At 67.7% G+C, this 16,100-nt stretch carries 18 protein-coding genes; 1 reads left to right on the top strand and 17 read right to left on the bottom strand.

The window, feature by feature from the left end; translation table 11 throughout:
• Nucleotides 1-21: 21 nt before the first annotated feature.
• Nucleotides 22-1,506, bottom strand: coding sequence for a TraC family protein (locus tag PALO_RS02930; RefSeq protein WP_015582351.1), 1,485 nt, complete (start codon nucleotides 1,504-1,506; stop codon nucleotides 22-24).
• Nucleotides 1,503-2,282 carry a hypothetical protein gene (locus PALO_RS02925; RefSeq protein ID WP_015582350.1) on the bottom strand — a complete coding sequence of 260 codons (780 nt, stop codon included), beginning with the start codon at nucleotides 2,280-2,282 and terminating at the stop codon, nucleotides 1,503-1,505. The genes PALO_RS02930 and PALO_RS02925 overlap by 4 nt, the downstream gene beginning before the upstream one ends.
• Before the next feature lie 101 nt (nucleotides 2,283-2,383).
• Between PALO_RS02925 and PALO_RS02920 the strand changes: the two genes are divergently transcribed.
• Complete coding sequence (locus PALO_RS02920) at nucleotides 2,384-3,220, top strand: DUF4062 domain-containing protein (RefSeq protein WP_201764012.1); 837 nt, start codon at nucleotides 2,384-2,386, stop codon at nucleotides 3,218-3,220.
• Nucleotides 3,221-3,223: 3 nt separating this feature from the next.
• On the opposite strand, the gene PALO_RS02915 is transcribed toward PALO_RS02920, so the two are convergent.
• From PALO_RS02915 to PALO_RS02850, 15 genes are all read right to left on the bottom strand, one after another.
• A complete protein-coding gene (locus PALO_RS02915; protein ID WP_015582348.1) occupies nucleotides 3,224-4,684 on the bottom strand; it encodes an SCO6880 family protein in 1,461 nt (486 codons plus the stop codon).
• 6 nt (nucleotides 4,685-4,690) lie between these two features.
• A complete protein-coding gene (locus PALO_RS02910; protein WP_015582347.1) occupies nucleotides 4,691-6,070 on the bottom strand; it encodes a TrbL/VirB6 family protein in 1,380 nt (459 codons plus the stop codon).
• Nucleotides 6,071-6,100: 30 nt separating this feature from the next.
• Nucleotides 6,101-6,421 carry a DUF6112 family protein gene (locus tag PALO_RS02905; RefSeq protein WP_015582346.1) on the bottom strand — a complete coding sequence of 107 codons (321 nt, stop codon included), beginning with the start codon at nucleotides 6,419-6,421 and terminating at the stop codon, nucleotides 6,101-6,103.
• Between the two features lie 227 nt (nucleotides 6,422-6,648).
• The gene (locus tag PALO_RS02900) at nucleotides 6,649-7,194 is read right to left on the bottom strand and encodes a putative immunity protein (RefSeq protein ID WP_015582345.1); all 546 of its coding nucleotides are present in this window, start codon (nucleotides 7,192-7,194) and stop codon (nucleotides 6,649-6,651) included.
• Nucleotides 7,195-7,234: 40 nt separating this feature from the next.
• The gene (locus PALO_RS02895; RefSeq protein ID WP_015582344.1) at nucleotides 7,235-7,501 is read right to left on the bottom strand and encodes a DUF6112 family protein; all 267 of its coding nucleotides are present in this window, start codon (nucleotides 7,499-7,501) and stop codon (nucleotides 7,235-7,237) included.
• On the bottom strand, nucleotides 7,498-9,138 hold the full coding sequence (locus PALO_RS02890; RefSeq protein WP_015582343.1) for a M23 family metallopeptidase: 1,641 nt from the start codon (nucleotides 9,136-9,138) through the stop codon (nucleotides 7,498-7,500). The genes PALO_RS02895 and PALO_RS02890 overlap by 4 nt, the downstream gene beginning before the upstream one ends.
• A gap of 14 nt (nucleotides 9,139-9,152) precedes the next feature.
• A complete protein-coding gene (locus tag PALO_RS02885; RefSeq protein ID WP_015582342.1) occupies nucleotides 9,153-9,842 on the bottom strand; it encodes a hypothetical protein in 690 nt (229 codons plus the stop codon).
• A 31-nt stretch (nucleotides 9,843-9,873) separates the two neighbouring features.
• Complete coding sequence (locus PALO_RS02880; protein WP_015582341.1) at nucleotides 9,874-10,884, bottom strand: ParB N-terminal domain-containing protein; 1,011 nt, start codon at nucleotides 10,882-10,884, stop codon at nucleotides 9,874-9,876.
• A gap of 6 nt (nucleotides 10,885-10,890) precedes the next feature.
• Entirely contained in the window at nucleotides 10,891-11,751 is an 861-nt protein-coding gene (locus tag PALO_RS02875) for a hypothetical protein (protein ID WP_015582340.1), read from the bottom strand.
• Between the two features lie 97 nt (nucleotides 11,752-11,848).
• Nucleotides 11,849-12,223 (bottom strand): hypothetical protein, encoded by a 375-nt coding sequence (locus tag PALO_RS11545; RefSeq protein ID WP_015582339.1) that lies wholly within the window; start codon nucleotides 12,221-12,223, stop codon nucleotides 11,849-11,851.
• Complete coding sequence (locus tag PALO_RS12780; RefSeq protein WP_238137862.1) at nucleotides 12,220-12,450, bottom strand: helix-turn-helix domain-containing protein; 231 nt, start codon at nucleotides 12,448-12,450, stop codon at nucleotides 12,220-12,222. Before PALO_RS12780 ends, PALO_RS11545 begins: the two co-directional genes overlap by 4 nt.
• A 72-nt stretch (nucleotides 12,451-12,522) precedes the next feature.
• Nucleotides 12,523-13,014 carry a DUF2637 domain-containing protein gene (locus tag PALO_RS12775; RefSeq protein WP_238137863.1) on the bottom strand — a complete coding sequence of 164 codons (492 nt, stop codon included), beginning with the start codon at nucleotides 13,012-13,014 and terminating at the stop codon, nucleotides 12,523-12,525.
• Nucleotides 13,011-13,928, bottom strand: coding sequence for a bifunctional DNA primase/polymerase (locus PALO_RS02860; protein ID WP_015582338.1), 918 nt, complete (start codon nucleotides 13,926-13,928; stop codon nucleotides 13,011-13,013). The genes PALO_RS12775 and PALO_RS02860 overlap by 4 nt, the downstream gene beginning before the upstream one ends.
• Nucleotides 13,928-15,007 (bottom strand): ArdC-like ssDNA-binding domain-containing protein, encoded by a 1,080-nt coding sequence (locus PALO_RS02855; protein ID WP_015582337.1) that lies wholly within the window; start codon nucleotides 15,005-15,007, stop codon nucleotides 13,928-13,930. Before PALO_RS02855 ends, PALO_RS02860 begins: the two co-directional genes overlap by 1 nt.
• Before the next feature lie 202 nt (nucleotides 15,008-15,209).
• Nucleotides 15,210-16,079: a helix-turn-helix domain-containing protein gene (locus PALO_RS02850; protein ID WP_238137864.1), complete on the bottom strand. Its 870-nt coding sequence runs from the start codon at nucleotides 16,077-16,079 to the stop codon at nucleotides 15,210-15,212.
• Nucleotides 16,080-16,100: the final 21 nt, after the last annotated feature.

The following is a 16,100-nucleotide window of genomic DNA, read 5'->3' as shown; positions in this document are numbered from 1 at the left end:
GTGCACCGGGCGTCCCTGACGTCAGCTGGTCATACGAGTCGTGGTGTCGAAGAGGGCGAGTTCGTCGGGGTGGAGCTGGTGCTGGCAGACGAAGGAGCGGTCCTTGATGCGCCAGAGGCCTTGCCCGACGCCGAGGCCGGGCAAAAGTTTCTGCTCCGTGCCGGTCAGCACGAGGGTTTGGGCGGTGGTGCCGAGCTGGTCGGATTCTTGCCGGTAGATGATCCTGGTCTCCGCATTGGCCAGGAGGCTGTTGGCGAGAGAGCGCATGGCGGAGCCTTGGTCGCCGACGTTTTCCAGGTCGGTGAGTTTGTGGAAGATCAGCATGTTGGCGATGCCGTAGTGGCGGGCCAGTCGCCAGTGCGCATCCATCCGTTTCAAGAGGGCGGGGTGCGACATGAGGCGCCAGGCCTCGTCGTAAATGCACCACCGCTGCCCACCTGCCGGGTCCAGCAGGGCCGACTCCATCCACGCGCTGGAGCAGGTCATCAGCACGGAGATCAACGTGGAGTTCTCAGCGACCCGGGACAGGTCGAGGGAGATCATCGGCAGCGTCGGGTCGAAAGTGACGGTCGAGGGGCCGTCGAAGAGCCCGGCCAGGTCACCTGCCACCAGTCGGCGTAGGGCGTGGCCGACGAGGCGCCCGTCCTCGGCAAGCCTCCCGTCCGGGTCCGCCGATGTGCTGGGTTTGAGGACGTGGTCGACGACCATGGGCAGGATCAGCACATCATTGCCGCGCACCGTTTCGGTCAAGGCGGTATCGATGGCGGTGTGCTCCAACGGCGACAGTGGCCTAGTGAGGACGGTTTCGGCCAGTGCGCCGATGAGGTCGCGGCGTCGGGACGCGATGGTGGAGGCCCACTCTTGATCGTCCATCCCTGCGGGCCGGTATCCCTCATCCAACGGGTTGAGGCGGGTCGACATGCCGTGGCCGAGGACGATCGCCCGGCCACCAACTGCTTCGGCGACAGCGGTGTGTTCACCTTTCGGGTCCCCGGGCACGTACACGCGCCGCCCGAATGGCAGTGAGCGGGTATAGAGGCTCTTGGCCAGTGACGACTTCCCGGAGCCGACAATCCCCGCGAGGACCAGGTTGGGTGCGGTGATGACGCCGCCGGCGTAGAGCACCCACGGGTCGTACACGAAGCTGCCACCCGAGTAGAGGTCCTGCCCCACGAAGACCCCATCGGAACCCAGCCCTCCCTCGGCAAGAAACGGGTAGGCCCCGGCCAGGGTTGCGGAGGTGTCCTGATGGCGCGGGAGCCGAAACCGGCCAGGTGAACGCAGCTGCGCGGGTCCGGGCTCACCGGCGGCAGGCAGATACGTGATCGCTTTCCGCTCGGCGCGCTCCGCTTCGTTCTTCGCACGGGCCGCCTCGCGTTCGGCGGCGCGTTGTTCGCCCTGGAGTCGGGCCGCAGCCTGACGGCGCTGCTTGCGCAGACGTCGTCGTTCCTTGGCTGGGGCGACGAGCACTGCCGTGTGGAGGGTCTCTGGTTCTTCGCCGGTCACAGTCCCAGCCCCCGCGACTGCTTGACCGCGACGACACCCGGATGCTCAAACCACGATCCGTCGGACACCACCCTCATTACTTCAGCATGAGCCAAGGCCGGACGTGCGCGTTCGTCGTCGAGCACGTCGCCCGGTTCGATGGTGTGGAGGCGGTAGAGGCCGACGTGGCCGAAAGAGTGGTTGTAGGTCATCTGGTAGTCCCCGTCGCGGACTTCCCGATCGAGCACGCCTGCGGGTGGCAGGTCGTAGACGTGGCCGTCTTCCATTGCTGCGTCGGTCGTCTCGTCCCCAGAGTCCCAATTCTTCAAGTAGGTCATCGCGGCATCAGGGCCGTCGCGGTCGATCATGTCGAGGACCTCGTCCGCTTCGGAATCCTGGAGGAACACCACGGATACCCAGCGCCGGACCGGTACCTGTTCGGTTGAGGGTTCGGTGTGCCAGGCGATCCGCCCAGCCGCCGACATCGCCACGTTGAGCCGGTCTTCCGCCTGGTCGATCAAGGTCGCGGTCTGGTGGAGTTCGTCAGCTGCGGCCAGAGCATCGGAAGACCCCGACGCGTGATCCCCGTAGTCGTCGAACGCCAGTTCCCGGCTGCTGGCATGAGCCGACGCGAGCTGGTCGAGAACCTGCCGCAGCGACCTCACTCCCGACAGCAGGTCACCGAGCACCGAGTACATGTCCCGCGGATGCTCAATGGTCCCGGTAGCGTGCGCGAGCCCGCGCAGCGCCTCGGAAGCTTCCCCGGCGTCCGCGCCGGGATCGTAAAACGTGGGCATGACAGCCTCCCTCATAGTCGTGTGGGAAACAGGTGCGCCACGGACCCCGTCACAATGTCGGTACCCATCCGTACGCTTGAGCTATGACTTTCCCAGCCAACGTGCTTCGCGTCGCCATCGCATCGCCCTCCGACACCATCGATGCTCGTGACGCCGTCGAGAAGGCGCTTCACAACTGGAACGACGCCAACACCGTCTCGAAGCAGATCATTCTCCTGCCCTGGCGGTGGGAGACATCCTCAGTACCGTTGCTCGGAGGACACCCGCAGGCCCAGATTAACGAGCAAGGCGTCGACGGTGCCGACATCGTGATCGCCCTCTTCGGCAGCCGCCTGGGTTCTCCAACACCTGATGCGGTTTCGGGAACAGTTGAGGAAATCGAGCGATCTGTTGCCACTGGAAAGCCTGTCCACCTCTACTTCTCCACGGCACCGCTTCCACACGATGTAGACACTTCGCAACTCGAAGGCTTGCGACAGTTCAGAGAGCAGATCAGCCAGAGAGGCCTCCTAGGCGAGTTTGCCAACCCAGGCCAACTGGAGCACGAGGTCTGGAAGGCGATCGAGTTCGACATCGCCAAGCTCAACCTCGGAGTACCCACGCTCCAGCAAGAGCCAGCAGGTGTTCGCATTCGCGTCCAGTCGCAGCAGGAACAGGAAGCCACCGGGCTGGATAAGCGCGGCAAGATGGGCTACAAGACGAAGCGATGGTTCGAGGTTTTCAACGACGGCAGTGAGGACGCCGTAGACGTCACCTTCGATGCCGAGGCCGACTCCGGACTCATGCGGATCATCCCCCCGTCGGCCCCGGTCACTCTCCAAGCGGGAACCTCGTGGCGCTTGCCGGTCGTGTACTCCATGGGTACTGACGGTCCGAAGTTGAAGGTGGCATGGCTGGAAGACGGCGAACACCGTGAAAGGACCTTCGACGTCCAGTAGATCTCACACGATCCGGCACAGTGGAAGCCCTGCTGCGGTGAAGGCTCGGGCTTGCTGGCCGACGAGGAGCCGGGTTTCGCAGGAGGCTTGGATGGCGGCTTGTTCGATGGCGGCGACCGCAGCGTCGAGGTCGTCGCTGGTGGTGGCGGAGACGCTGATGAGGCCGGTGTAGCGCAGGACGCCGTGGCCTGCGGTGAGGTCGGCTTCCTGCTGGAGGACGTCGTGGTATTCGGCTGTCTGGGCGGCGTCCTCGATCTGCCCGATCTTCTGGCGCTGCGCGGCGTCGGAGATGTATTCGGTCTTCTTCTTCCGAATGTCGCGGGCGGCCTGGTCGGAGCGCATCGGCGTGCACAGAAGCGAGAAGGAGCGTTGGATTCCGGTGGAGAGCAGGATGGGCGCGAGGAAGCCCGGGTAGACCATGGAGCGCGGCCACTCACTGATCCAGAGCACGGCGTGGTGGGCGGAGTCGGTGCGGAGCCGGTTCCAGGACTCGTTGACGGCGACGGGCCCTGCGGTGGCGAGGTTCTGGCCGAGTTCCCCGTGACGTTCCAGGGTGGCGGCGACGGCGGGGTCGTAGGCGGAGCGCAGGATGACGGCGATCTGCCCGCAGGTCAGCCACGCCGACGGCGCCAGATCGGCGGAGCGCAGGGCGGCGACGAGCGTGTTCATCTCTTGACGCAGGACAGCGGCGCCGCCGCGGATGCCGCCGCCTGCGGTGCGGATCTGCCGGGCCGCTGCCTTCATGTCCAAGGACAGCGACAGTGTGGTGGCGTGGCGTTCTCCTGCGGGCCCGGCCCGGTCGATCAGCTCACTGTAGGTGGTGGATGCCCACGACGAGTCGTGGGTTCCGTGGGTGGCCCACCATTCGGCAAGGCCCGTGCCTGAATCCGGCAGGGTGCGTTCGAGGACTTGCAACATGGCTACTCGCCCGGAGCGGCATACGGTGGCCAGGACCCGGCTCCAGGAGGTGACGCGGCGTTCCTGTTCGCCGGGGTCCAGGAGGACGAAAGCCGGGTGGGTGACCGAGATGACGGCAGTGAGCGTGGCAGCTGTGGGGTCGTGGATCATTCCTGCCCCAGTGACGGGGTCGCGGTATTCGCGCAGCCGCGCGGTGTCCCCGGGCAGGGCGAGGGTGCCCTCGGGGCGGGGCCGGATAATGCGGCGGCGGTAGAGCAGCTGCCCGCCGGTGGTTTTCCAGAGCCACCAGAAGCCGACGGGGACCCATTCGACGATGGGCCGCCCGGCGAAGGGTATCCATGTGAGGGCTGCGGCAAGGAGCCAGATGGGTGCGGTCAGCGCGATGAGGATGCCGCCGCCTGCGTAGAACGCCCACACGAGGGACACCACCCCGACAGCCAGCGTCACGAGCTGTGAGGCGGAGAGGCCAAGGAGGATGCCGCGGCGGGTCAGCCGGGAGAACTTCACCGGCACCAGCTCCGTGCCGGGAGTACTGGTTGACGTCATGACGGGTCACTCCTTGGGTGGCTGGCGTGCGGGCGGATCAGCGGGCGGCTTCGGGTCGGCCGGTGGCGGTGCGGGGTCACTGGATGGCGGATTCGGCTGCGGCGTCGACGGCGGCGGCGCGCTGGGACTGCCGTGTTCGGGTGGCGTGGGGCTTCCTGCCTCGTTGGCGGCGTCAGCGGCGGACTCGGCTTGGTCGCCGACCTCGTGGCCGAGTTTGGGTCCGGCTTCGGCTGCGTCTTTGACGACCTCGGCGGCGACGATGACTGCGGCGGCGGGTCCTGCCGCAGCCGCGCCGCCTCCTCCGGCCCCGGCGGTCTCGGTGGTGGCTGCGGTCGACCCTGTTGTGGGCGCCGTGGTCGTGGGTGGCGGGCCTCCGGTGGGCGGCGCAGAACCACCACCCGGGCCTTCGCTGTCGCCGCCGTCGAGGATCTTCTTCACCCCGTCAGATTTCGGTTTGGAGGGGACGGGGATGGGCTGGTTGAGGGCGTTCTTGGCTTCCTGCTCGGTGCCCATCGCGTGGTAGAGGTCGAAGCCGAGGAAGGAGATGAACCGGTAGACCATGTAGGGGGCGAACGCGGCGATGAACAGCAGCACGATCCCCGAGATCGGTTCGGTCACCGCCGACAGGTCCGCCTCGATGGGGGTGGCGACCTGGATGATGGCGATGAGAAACACAACAACAAGGACGAGTTTGGAGACGATCAACGCCACCACGAACGCCGCCCACTTGCCGATCCAGGAGCGGGTGACATCCCAAGCAGCCCCGGCGAACGCGACCGGTGCCAGGACGATCGCCACCAGCAGCAGGGCCTTGCGGATCAGCAGGGAGAACCACACGATGGCGACTGCGCAGATCATGAGCCCGGCGAGGAAGACCGTCACGATCGCCCCCACCCCGGGGGCGGCGATGTTGATCCCAGTGAGGCCCGCGGTGAGCAGCGCGATCTTGTCCCCCATGGTCCCGGTGGTCTCTCCCGCGGCTTGGACGATGCCAATGCACAGTTGGTCGACGATCTCCAGGGCTGTGGCGGTCAGGGTGATGACGAGGAACGAGCCGAGGACGGCTTTGCCCGCCCCCAGGGCTGCCCTCGACAACGCGGAGGGTTCTCGGCGGATGAGGCCGAGGATGAGTTGGAAGCAGAAGAAGAGCAGGACGATGAGCACGCCGATGCCGAAGAGCAGGTTGTACACGTCCAGGTAGCCCTTGGCGGTGACGTCGACGAGGGTGGTGGAGTCGAAGACTTTCCACATGGCCTCGATGAGCCACCCGGCGGCTTGCCCCATGGTGGAGGCCAGCCAGTCGAACGGGGCGGAGACGAGGGTGGCGGCGGCTTCTCCGGCGGCGTCGCACACCGATGAGATGACGGGAACATCGCAGACACCCATCACAAACCTCCAAGATGTGAGTGGATGGGGTTAGACCTGTTGGCCGACGTTCCAGAAGAAGTTGATGAGCGTGACGGCGGCACCGCAGATCACGGCCGCGCCGCAGGAGACGAGGACGCCGATCTTGCCGCGCCCGGCCAGGTGTGGGTTGGAGGAGTTGGCGCCGAAGCCCCACACGATCGCCGAGATGATGAGTGCGAGGACGGACAGGATGAGCCCGATGGTCATGACGGCGCCGACGATGGTGCGCAGCTGGGAGATGCCGGGCAGGCCGGAATCGTTGGGGCTGATGTTGATGTCCAACGGCACCAATGTGGGCAGGTGGAGCAGGGCGGATGCGAGGTCGATCATGAGGAACTCCCGGATGGTCGGCCACCACGCGGGGTGGCACAAGAATTGCGGTCGACCAGCAGGTGCACCCGTCTCACCAGGACAGCAAGAAGCCCGCCTCGGAAACGATCCGAGACGGGTTGAGGTGGTCTGTTCAGGGTTGCCGGTCGACGTGGACAAGCCAGTCGATCCAGGCGACTCAACCAAACCTTCAGCAGACCCCTACTCAACGCATTGGGATGGGCCGTTCAGTCTCCGTGTCTGGTCCGCAGTTTGGTGTCCAGTCGTGCCATGAGCTGGGAAGCAGGACTCTTCCCCTTCGGGGCGGGAGGGTAGCGACGCAGGACATCGACAACTATCGAAGGCGCGTCGCCGCAGACCATGTCCAGTTGAACAGCGGCGGCCTCAGGATTCCCATCGGCGTCGATCTGAGCGATGAGTGCGAGGTTTGCTTGAGCCCGCAGAATGTGGCCAACCTGGGTGGCCTTCGCGATGGGATGCAGGTACGCCGCCGATGCGGCATCACCGGCGGCTTGTGCGGCGAGACGGGAGACGTCGTCTGGTGCTTCCATCGCGGCCCGGTGAGCATCCAAGGAGGTGACACGCTGACGCTTCGAGCGTGCGGCACCGTCGATGAACTCCCGTGCCGCGGCAATTGCGGACTGAGGGCGGGGATCGTCCGGGACGGCATCCTTGAAGCGCGGCAGAACGCTCTCCGCGGCTTCTGTGACGAAGCGGGCGACCGCGCGTAGCTCATCCATGCTCAGGTCGAAATCACCGCTCACCGTGGTCACTGGCCAATCATCTCACTCTGATCGGCTATCGCCATAGGACTCAGAGCTGCTGGCCGAGGTGGATGAGCCAGTTGATCCAGGCGACTCCGGCCCCGGCGAGGACTGCTGCGCCCAGGGCAACGAGGACGCCTGCGCGGGCTTTTGTAGCGACGCTGGTGTTGCCGGTTCCTGTGGCGATGGCCCAGATGATGGCGGAGACGATGATCATGAGGACTGCGATGACCAGGACGATGGTGAGGACGGCGCCGATGACGGTTTTGAGGTCGCCGATGCCCGAGAGGCCGTCGAAGTTGGGGAACACGTTCATGACAGGGCTCCTTCTTTGACGGTGATGTGGAGATGGTCGTAATGCCCGCCGGTGATGTCGGTTGGGTCGTGCATGCCGCCGCCGTTGTAGGGGCGCCAGCCCTCAGAGTCCCGGTCGATGTTCCAGATGGTGCCCTGCCAGATGAGGTACTGGACGCCGAGCGTCTTGGCGTGGTCTTTGACCCAGTTGGTCACCTCCCACCCGGCCGCCAGCTGAGCTGGGGTGGGGCGCTTCCCGATGGGGTTGCCGAAGGTGATGTCGCAGGCCCGCCCGAGTGGGTGCTCGGACTTGGTGCCGGTGCGCGGTGAGTAGCAGGACCACGAGGTGTCGGGGAAGGCCTGCTTCGTCTGGGCCATGACGTAGGCCATGCGCGCGGTGATCTGCCCATCCGTGGTCGGATCGTCCACGAGCGTGTCGGGGTTGCCTCCGGGGAAGGCGGCGGGGTCGCCCGCGGTGCTGGAGGTCGAGCAGCCGTGGCTGTCGGTGCCGCCGGTGGCTTCGGGCAGGTCGGCGGCGTGGTGCTGGTTGAGCCAGGGGGCGGGGTCGATGGCCTCACTATTGGTGCCGCCGGGGCGGACCTCGAAGTGCAGGTGTGGCCTGGTGGAGTGCCCGGACGATCCGACGTCGCCGATGTGCTGGCCTGCGGTCACCTTCTGTCCTGCGGTGACGTGGATGCCGGTCTGCCACATGTGGATGTAGGCGGTGGCCAGGGTGGTGCCGTCGATGTGGTGTTCGATGACGATGGTCCCGCCGCCCGCCTCGGTGTAGCGGGCGACGGTGACGGTCCCGTCGGCGGCAGCCATGATGGGCGTGCCCTGTGGTGCGGCGAGATCAACGCCGGAGTGGATGCGGGATTCCCCGTTGATCGGATCGACCCGGGGCCCGAACTGCGAGGTCTGCACCCAGGTGCCCTCCGGAAGCGGGAACACGACCCGCGACGACTCACCCGTCACCACCGGCTTCGCGCCGGAGCCAGAGCCGTGCCCGCCACTGGTGAGAGTGGTGAGGATCTTCTCGGCGACGGGCGCATAGTTGTCGTACCGGTCGGGGTAGGCGGAGACTTCCACGGCCTGGGCGGCCTCTCCTTTGCCCATCTGCTCCCAGCCGGGAATGTCCAACAGGCCGCGCGGCGAGGGGTAGTTGGGGCCTTTGGGGCCGCCGAAGAACGCCTGCACCTGGTAGGTGGGGTCCATGAGCTGCTTGACGGTGCCCCAGCCAGATTGGGGACGCATCTGGAACAGGCCGAGACTGTCGTGGTCGGAGCCGTTCCCGTCGTTCGGATAGTCCCCGGATTCGGGGTAGGTGCCGGTATTGGCGAGCATCCGCAGCGTGGACTCGGTGAGCGTGGCCATGAGGGCGATCTTCAGCCCGTCCCGGGTGACGCCGTCGATTGTGGAGCCTTCAGTGATGATGGTCGCGGCGTGGGTGAGCTGCTGGTGGTTGAGCGTGAATGTCTCCCCGGCCGCGGTGGTCACCTCCAGCGAATCCGGGACGTTTCCGACCGCGACTCCCGGGCTGCCGGTGGTGGTGCAGGCGGCGTTGGCGGCCGGGTTCATGACCAGGGCGACGCCGACAAGGCCGAGGGTGGGCACGAGGAACATAAGGGCTGCGGCGAGGATGGCGAGCTTCTTCAACATGACGTTGCCCCTTTTCAGTTCAGGGGGTTGTCGAGCCCGGACAGGCGCAGCAGATAGCAGTCCTTACCGACAGGGCAGGCGATGAACACCGTGAACGCGACGTCCCGTTCGGCCGAGGTCCGTTTCCCGTTCCACGTGCCGTCGCGGTGCCGGGTGCCGTGGATCGTGTAGGCCGTAGCGCCTTCGGGGAGCTGGCCGGGATGCGCCTGCTGGACGGCCTGCGCCCACGAGTCCGGAACCCGGATCGAGTCGATGGTGAGAGTCTGAGTTGTCGCGTAGGGGCGCAGCTTGGCCCAGGCCTCACGGGTGGGCAGGTAGGTGGCGATGTCGGCGGCGAGTCCTGCCTGCTCGGTGCCGGTGGGGTCGCCGACGTCGAGGAGGGCGGCCGTGTAGTCCAGGGGCATGAGCCCGGTGGTGGTGTCCCAGGTGAACAGGGCGTGGGTGGCATTGCCCGCGAACGTCTCCGGGTCCCGGCTGGCCCGCACCGGCGGCACCACCGGGCGCGACGGGGTCGGTGAGACGCCAGGCGATGGCGCCGGGGAGGCCGGTGCTGCCGGTGTCGGGGCCGCGTTCTCCGTCGGGGCCTGGTTGGGGCCGGTGAGAAGTCCGTAGACGCCGAACACCACCAGCACCACCAGGGCGGTGCCGGTGGCGATGACGGCGATGAGTCGGCGGCGGGCTCGCGTGTCAGCAGGAGTCTTCATGACCGGCAGGTGCGCCGTGCACCCCGACGCGTCAGATGGCCGTGAGCCGGGGCCGCTGTTCGACGTCTGCGGGGCTGGTGAGGGCGGTGCGGATCTGGTCCGCGAAGGCCGTGGCCTCGTCGACGAAGGTGAAGAACTCGTCGATCTCGGTGCGAGTGAGCTTGTCGACCAGGGCGGCGACGTCGAAGTGGTCCCACCAGCCAGGTGTGAAGGACTGCCAGGTGTGGACGAACGTGCGCGGCGGCCACGCCTCCCGATCCTCAACGACGGGCGCCTTCGGCTTGGTCTTGGCCGAACGCTTCTTGCCTGCGCGCTGTTCGGCCTGGAGCTTGGTGAGCGCCTCGGCGGCCAGGCGTGCCGCGTCCTGTGAGCGGGAGGTGGCGGCAGTGGTGGCGAGGTCGCGGACGCGCTGCCAGGCCGGATGTACGGGCGCGCCCTGCTCGATGTGCTCCAGCTCGTCGGCGGCTTGGCGGCGGACGTGCTCAGGCTGGTCGGGATCGTTGGCGGCGTCTTGGAGCCAGGTGACCTTGTCCAGGGTGGCGTAGGAGGCGCCGCCGGGGATCATGTCGGCGGCCTGCTTCCTGCGCTCCCCAGAAGAGTCTGACGGTCCCGCAAATTTTGCGGGACCGTCGTTCCCGGGCTGATGCTCACGGGAGAACCGGGTCGCTTCTTGGCGTCGTTCGGCGTCCTCGCGCAGCAGGTCGGTGATCTCCCGGTAGAGGGCGGCCTGCTCCAGCTGGGTCAGCGACTTGTGGAGCACGTTGTCGTCCTGCTCGGCCAACAGGTGTGCGAGCGGGTCCGAGATACCTGAGCGCACCCACACTCGGACGGTGTCCCACCCGAGCTTCCTGATCGCGGCCAGTCGTCTGGCTCCGCAGACGAGGATGCCGTCGGGGGTGATGGTGATCGGCTGGAGCAGCCCGTACTTCTGGATCGAGGCCGCGAGGGCGTCGAGGTCTCCGAGATCGTGGCGGTGGCGTGCCCCGATCTGGATCGAACTCACGGTCCGTTCCAGTTCGATGTGCCCGTCGGTGGCGCCCATGACATCTCACCTGGCCCTGCCCGGGGCTGCCAGCGCGATGGACAGGACGAGGTCATCATCGTGAAGGATCGAGCAGACAGGTTCCCCGATGACCAGGCGCATGAGAATCCCGCGCCCGGCGGGCGTGGCCTGCAAGGCGGGGTGCGGATTCCCGAGCAGGGCGTGGAGCAGGACCGCCCAGGTGTCGCGCGAAAGGTCCAGGAACGCCAGGGCGTGCTTGTCGTGGCGAAGCGCCTCGTAGGCCGACATCCGCGAGCGAGTCCTGGACAGGGCTGTGGTCACGTAGTGGATCGCGGTGCGGGCCGTGTCGGGTGGCCAGCCGAGCCCGGTGAACAACGCGACGCACTCATCGACCGCGCTCAGGGTCGACAACTCCCGGGCCTGGGGCTCCGTGCCGTCACGGTTATCGTCGGTGTCGGGGTCGTCGATGTGGTCGTAGACGTGGAAGGACGGGTGATAGTCCGACAGTGGAGTCTCCCGGTCCGACATCCGCTCAGGGTCGTGGACATCCTCGTACTTGCGGCGCCGGGCCTGATGCGTCGAGCACAGCAGGCCCTGGCCGCGCTCCTCGGCAACGCAAGTGATCTGCACGGCGCGGGTGACCACAGCCCAGGGGTCGCGCGCCGTGCGGGTGGAAGCGTTGCGCATCGCTTCGAAGGCGGCACTGGCGGCCTCCCACGGGTCGAGCCCATGCTTGCGGGCCAGCCCCGCATACTTGTCGGCCGCGAAGGTGACGAGGCTGGCGGCCGTGGGGTCGTGCTCCCAGCTGGCAGGTCCCGCCGCGTGGAGCCGGACGAGGACGTGGCGCAGGCCCTCACTGGTCGTGAAGTCCTCGCCCTGTACCGGGTTCTTGATCGTGGTGGTCATGGTTGCTGGCACCTCCTTGACCCGTAAGTGCGCACCAGCTCCCACACCTCCAGGAGGGTGGGGCAACGGGCGCCCTTGCGGGTCGGGCCGGTCGGGGTCAGGGGATGCCGACCGCGTCACGGGTGGTCGCGCGGTCCGCGTGCCCGCGGCCGAACGCGGAGACCGGCGGGAGCCTGCGCGCCCGCAGGGCCAGGGCGCGTGTGCTCGTGGTGGCGGCGTGGCGGGATCGTCGGGCCATGTCGGCCTGGAAGTCGATCCCCGCGCCCGCCATGCGCGAGCCGGTGCGGGCCATCAGGTCGGTGGGGCGCACCCACTCCACCCCGCGCCCCACACGGTGCTCTCGGTTGAGCGCCGGGTCGACGGCGGGATCGGCCTTGCGGGTGGTGTGGCTGGCTTCGATGGCGTCTGGTGTTCCAGCGGCGCCTGCGATGTCCCCGACCATGGGGTCGGGGGTCTGCTCGTCAGTACTCATGACTTCTCCTCGTGGTTGGTGGCCTGATCAATCAGGCCTTCGGATGTGCTGGTCGTGTCCATCTCGTCGGCAGACACGTCGTCTGGGGCGGCTGTGTCGGTGTGGGCGGTGAGCCAGCGGCCGATCGTGGAGGGGTGGACGTCAAGCTGGCGGGCGATCTGCTTGTTCGACCACCCCAAATCGCGCAGGGCCGCCGCGTGCTCTCGTCGATCCGCCGAGGGCTCCAAGCCAAGGCCGTCACCGCCGGGCGGGGGTGCGCTGCCGGGCTCGTCGGACGCTGGCTCTGGTGACAGCAGGGCTTAGGGAAGCACCGGATCGGCCGATGTCGCGTCGTCGACGTCGCGCCACGTGCGGACAGCATCGGGAGGCTCCGCTGTGGCGTGAGGTTCGGGTGGTCGGGTGAGGATGACGGTCAGGTGGGTGATGGCCAGGAGCACGACGGGAGGGACCGCGGCAACGGCGCCCGCGAGGATGCTGGGGACGTCGGCGTCGGCGGCGATGACGGCGTGAATCGCGTTGGCCGTCACCGAGACGCTGGCCCCGCCGATCAGCAGGGCCCAGGGATACCAGGAGGTGCGGGTTCCGGCCAGGGCGACAACCGCGACCGTGGCGACAACGATGATGCCGTCCACGATCAGCGGCCACGCCCACGCCTGCCCCGCCCCGATTCCCGAGCGTCGCGCCAGGTCGGCGAGCGAGGTGAAGGAGAGCCAGAAGGCGCCCGCGGCGATGAACACAGTCGCTGCGACCGCCGTCATCACCGCCCAGCGGTGCCCGGGCAGCGTGTTCATGGCAGGCTCCGCGCCGGGATTGCCGTCCTGGGTGGCGAGTGCTCCAACGCCGCCGACGCACTGGGGCTGGCGGGTGTGGCGGTGACAGTGCGGTAGGCCGAACGCACCGTCACTGTCACTTCACGCACGGAGAGTCCCGCCTGGCCACCAGCAGTGGTGAGGACATCGAGTGTTTGCCCCGGCGGGACGTGGTGTTCGGCCATGGTGCAGGCTGCCCAGAACAATCCGTGGTTGCGTTCCCCCTCTTGAAGACGCCCCACCCAGGCGGCGAGACGTTCAACATCCACCCCGCGATCCATCACCTGCGACTGCGAGCCGTGCGTCGGCGGTGGTGGTGGATCGAGGAATCGGCGCAGCCGCCCCGCATCCAGGGGCTGAGGCTGGTCGCGGGTCACCTGCTCCAGCCGGTAGACGCAGCGCTCGCCGTCGATGATTCGGCTGGATGGCGGGACGATGATGTAGCCGCCGTCCCCGCGGAAGTCGATGCCTGCCCGTGCGACTTGCCACGACCGCTGCTCGGTGCCCGGCGTGGCCGGGTAGTAGGCGTGGAGCCCCTCCGAAGGGGTGCGCACGAGTGCTTCCCACCCGTCCAGCAGTCCGGCACGATCGGCGCGGTCCAGGGCGACGTAGCCGTTGGCAGGCCCGTGGACATCGACGTCGACGACAACGAGACCTGAGGCGGCACCGGTCGGCATCCCAATATTTGCCCCGGGAGTCGCGGACCACCACCGGCGGATCTGAGCGAGGTTCGTGGTGGCGTCGTGGAAGCCGTGCCGGGTCACCGGCTGCTTCCCAGCCACCGCGACCGGGAACACGGGGATACCAGCAGATGCCAGCGCCAACGCCGCCTCACCCGTCGAAGCTTCCGGCGGCATGTGCATCAGCGTCTGCGTGAACGCGGACAGGCCAGCCATCACAGGCTCCTGGCCTCAGCGAGCACGGGCTCACGCGGCACCGGTGCCGCGTGGTCGGCAGCCACCGTCTGCCGTACGGCATCACGGGTGGGGGTGTCGCGTTCGAGTCCGGGCGGGGTGCCAGTGCCGACCTGCGCGGTGTCGAGTTGGTCGAGGATCTTCAACGCGACCGACCGGACCCGCTCTCCGGTCGCTTTGACGACCTCGGCAGGCTCGCGTCCGTCCACCTGAGCGGCCCAGGTGGAGACGTATGGGATCGTGTAGCTCGTCGTGTCCATGCCGTGAGCCGCGCCCACCATGAGGGCGACGGATTCAGCTTCGACCTCGCCGATGCCACGGTGCTGGCGAGCCTCCTGATTGTCCGGGTCGTGCATGAGGACGTGCCCCAACTCGTGGGCCAGCGTCTTGACCCGGGCCGCGGCATCCATGTCCGCCCGGACGGTCACGGTGTGGGCGAGGTAGTCGGTGACCCCATTCGCCCCATGAATCTCCGAGGCCGACGCGGCCTCGGCCAGAGTGAACCCGGCGGCCTTCACCTGCGCGGCGAGCCCCTCCCACAAGCCGTTGGGGGCTTCACCTTCCAGCAGGTGCGGGCGGATCGGGCTGGGGATGTCGTCGCCTGCGGTCTGGGAGGCGTCCCATACGTAGGCCGGGCGCACCCCGACCATCTTTGAGCGCACCGTCTCACCGGGCCGGGGCTTCTCGAACTTGCCGAGCCTGCGCCACGACTCGGCATCCTGCGGGTTCGCCGAGGCGAAACGTCCCGTGACCGGAGCGATGATTTGGTAGCCGGGCTGGCCCTTTTGGACTTGGCGGCCCAGGCCCTGCCACTGCTTGTACCCGGCCACATACGACGGTGTCGGCTCCGGGACCAGGCCTCGCTCGAATGCGGCGGCGTGCTGGGCCCAGATCAGCAGCGTGTTGTTGAAACTGCGCGAGCGGAAGTTCGCGGCGAACGCCAGCGCTCGCTTCCAGTCCTCACCGGACACCAGCTGGTCGACGGCCGCGGTGAGTTTGTCGTGCAACTCGTCGAGGCGTGCCTCACGGGCCGCCTGCTGGTCCTCTCCTCGTGACGTCATCTCGCGCTCCTCCCGCCTCAGGGCCTGTGCCCCGGGGTGGGGCTGTGGCCATGAGGTGCGCCGAGGAGTCCTGCGAGATGGTGACGGTCAGTACAGTTGTGAAACGGGTGCCCAGCGCTGGGGGTCGCTGGCGGGGTTGGCCGTCAGGGACCCGGCGTGACACCTGACGCATCCTTCACTCATAGCAACGCGATACTGGGTTCTACGAGGGGGCGGGGGTGTTCTCGTCCGTTTCCGGTCCAGGTGTGGCCAGATCCAGACCATGAGCCCGCCGCCGGTACTCATCGGGCGAGAGCCCGAGTTCGCGGACGAACTGGTGGCGGGCATGCGAGCGGCCCTCCCAGCCGACCTGGCGGCCCACCGCTTCCACCGACCATCCTGGCTCTTCACGCAGCAGACGCGCCATCTCCTTGGCGCGAAGAGCCGCCAGGAACTGCACCGGCGGCAGCCCGTAGGACTCGTTGAACACGCGGGCCAGGTGCCGCCCGGAAATGTGGGCGACCTGCGCCATGTCGGTCAGCGACCACCTGCGGGACAGATCGGCTTGTATGGCGTCCCCTACGGCGACGATCTCAGGCCGAAGCGGGGGGAACCTCCCGCCCACTCCGTCCCCCGCCAGGGACACGACCGGCTCGCCGGGCAGCTCCCGGTACGGCATCAGCGGCACCAGGTCGGCCAGGAACCCGGCGAAGACCGCCTCGATGTCGTAGAAGCCACCCCCGGCGTTCTGGATGGCCTCGGTGCGGTCCAGCAGGTCCAGCATGTCGGACGTCGCCTGCGCGGGCGGGGTGGTGGCCCACATGTTGTGGCGGAACGCCTTGGCGGCGATCAGCTCGGCCTCGTGACGATCCCGCAGCAGCCCGTTCAGCCGCCACGTGAGCTGGTCCAGCAGGTAGTCCAAGTTCACGAACGCGGTGGTCACCGTGGCGCTGGGCTCGGGGATCGCCCCACACAGCGTTCCGGCGCACACAATCACCAACATCGCAGGCCGGGCGTGAGCGGTCCCGTGGCGCGAGTGCACGAACAGGCGGCCCTCCCGCACTAGCATGAACCGCAGGCACGTGTACGCCACCGGCTCCACCACCCGGGTAGA

Origin of the sequence: Cutibacterium avidum 44067 (assembly GCF_000367205.1) — a bacterium.
GTDB lineage: Bacteria > Actinomycetota > Actinomycetes > Propionibacteriales > Propionibacteriaceae > Cutibacterium > Cutibacterium avidum.
This window is presented reverse-complemented; position numbering and strand designations above follow the sequence as displayed.

What these genes read in the sequence shown, in the direction of transcription:
- PALO_RS02925 (WP_015582350.1), bottom strand. Translation starts at nt 2,282, where the DNA reads ATGCCCACGTTTTACGATCCCGGCGCGGACGCCGGGGAAGCTTCCGAG.
- PALO_RS02915 (WP_015582348.1), bottom strand. Translation starts at nt 4,684, where the DNA reads ATGACGTCAACCAGTACTCCCGGCACGGAGCTGGTGCCGGTGAAGTTC.
- PALO_RS02910 (WP_015582347.1), bottom strand. Translation starts at nt 6,070, where the DNA reads ATGGGTGTCTGCGATGTTCCCGTCATCTCATCGGTGTGCGACGCCGCC.
- PALO_RS02905 (WP_015582346.1), bottom strand. Translation starts at nt 6,421, where the DNA reads ATGATCGACCTCGCATCCGCCCTGCTCCACCTGCCCACATTGGTGCCG.
- PALO_RS02895 (WP_015582344.1), bottom strand. Translation starts at nt 7,501, where the DNA reads ATGAACGTGTTCCCCAACTTCGACGGCCTCTCGGGCATCGGCGACCTC.
- PALO_RS02890 (WP_015582343.1), bottom strand. Translation starts at nt 9,138, where the DNA reads ATGTTGAAGAAGCTCGCCATCCTCGCCGCAGCCCTTATGTTCCTCGTG.
- PALO_RS02885 (WP_015582342.1), bottom strand. Translation starts at nt 9,842, where the DNA reads ATGAAGACTCCTGCTGACACGCGAGCCCGCCGCCGACTCATCGCCGTC.
- PALO_RS02880 (WP_015582341.1), bottom strand. Translation starts at nt 10,884, where the DNA reads ATGGGCGCCACCGACGGGCACATCGAACTGGAACGGACCGTGAGTTCG.
- PALO_RS02875 (WP_015582340.1), bottom strand. Translation starts at nt 11,751, where the DNA reads ATGACCACCACGATCAAGAACCCGGTACAGGGCGAGGACTTCACGACC.
- PALO_RS11545 (WP_015582339.1), bottom strand. Translation starts at nt 12,223, where the DNA reads ATGAGTACTGACGAGCAGACCCCCGACCCCATGGTCGGGGACATCGCA.
- PALO_RS12775 (WP_238137863.1), bottom strand. Translation starts at nt 13,014, where the DNA reads ATGAACACGCTGCCCGGGCACCGCTGGGCGGTGATGACGGCGGTCGCA.
- PALO_RS02860 (WP_015582338.1), bottom strand. Translation starts at nt 13,928, where the DNA reads ATGGCTGGCCTGTCCGCGTTCACGCAGACGCTGATGCACATGCCGCCG.
- PALO_RS02855 (WP_015582337.1), bottom strand. Translation starts at nt 15,007, where the DNA reads ATGACGTCACGAGGAGAGGACCAGCAGGCGGCCCGTGAGGCACGCCTC.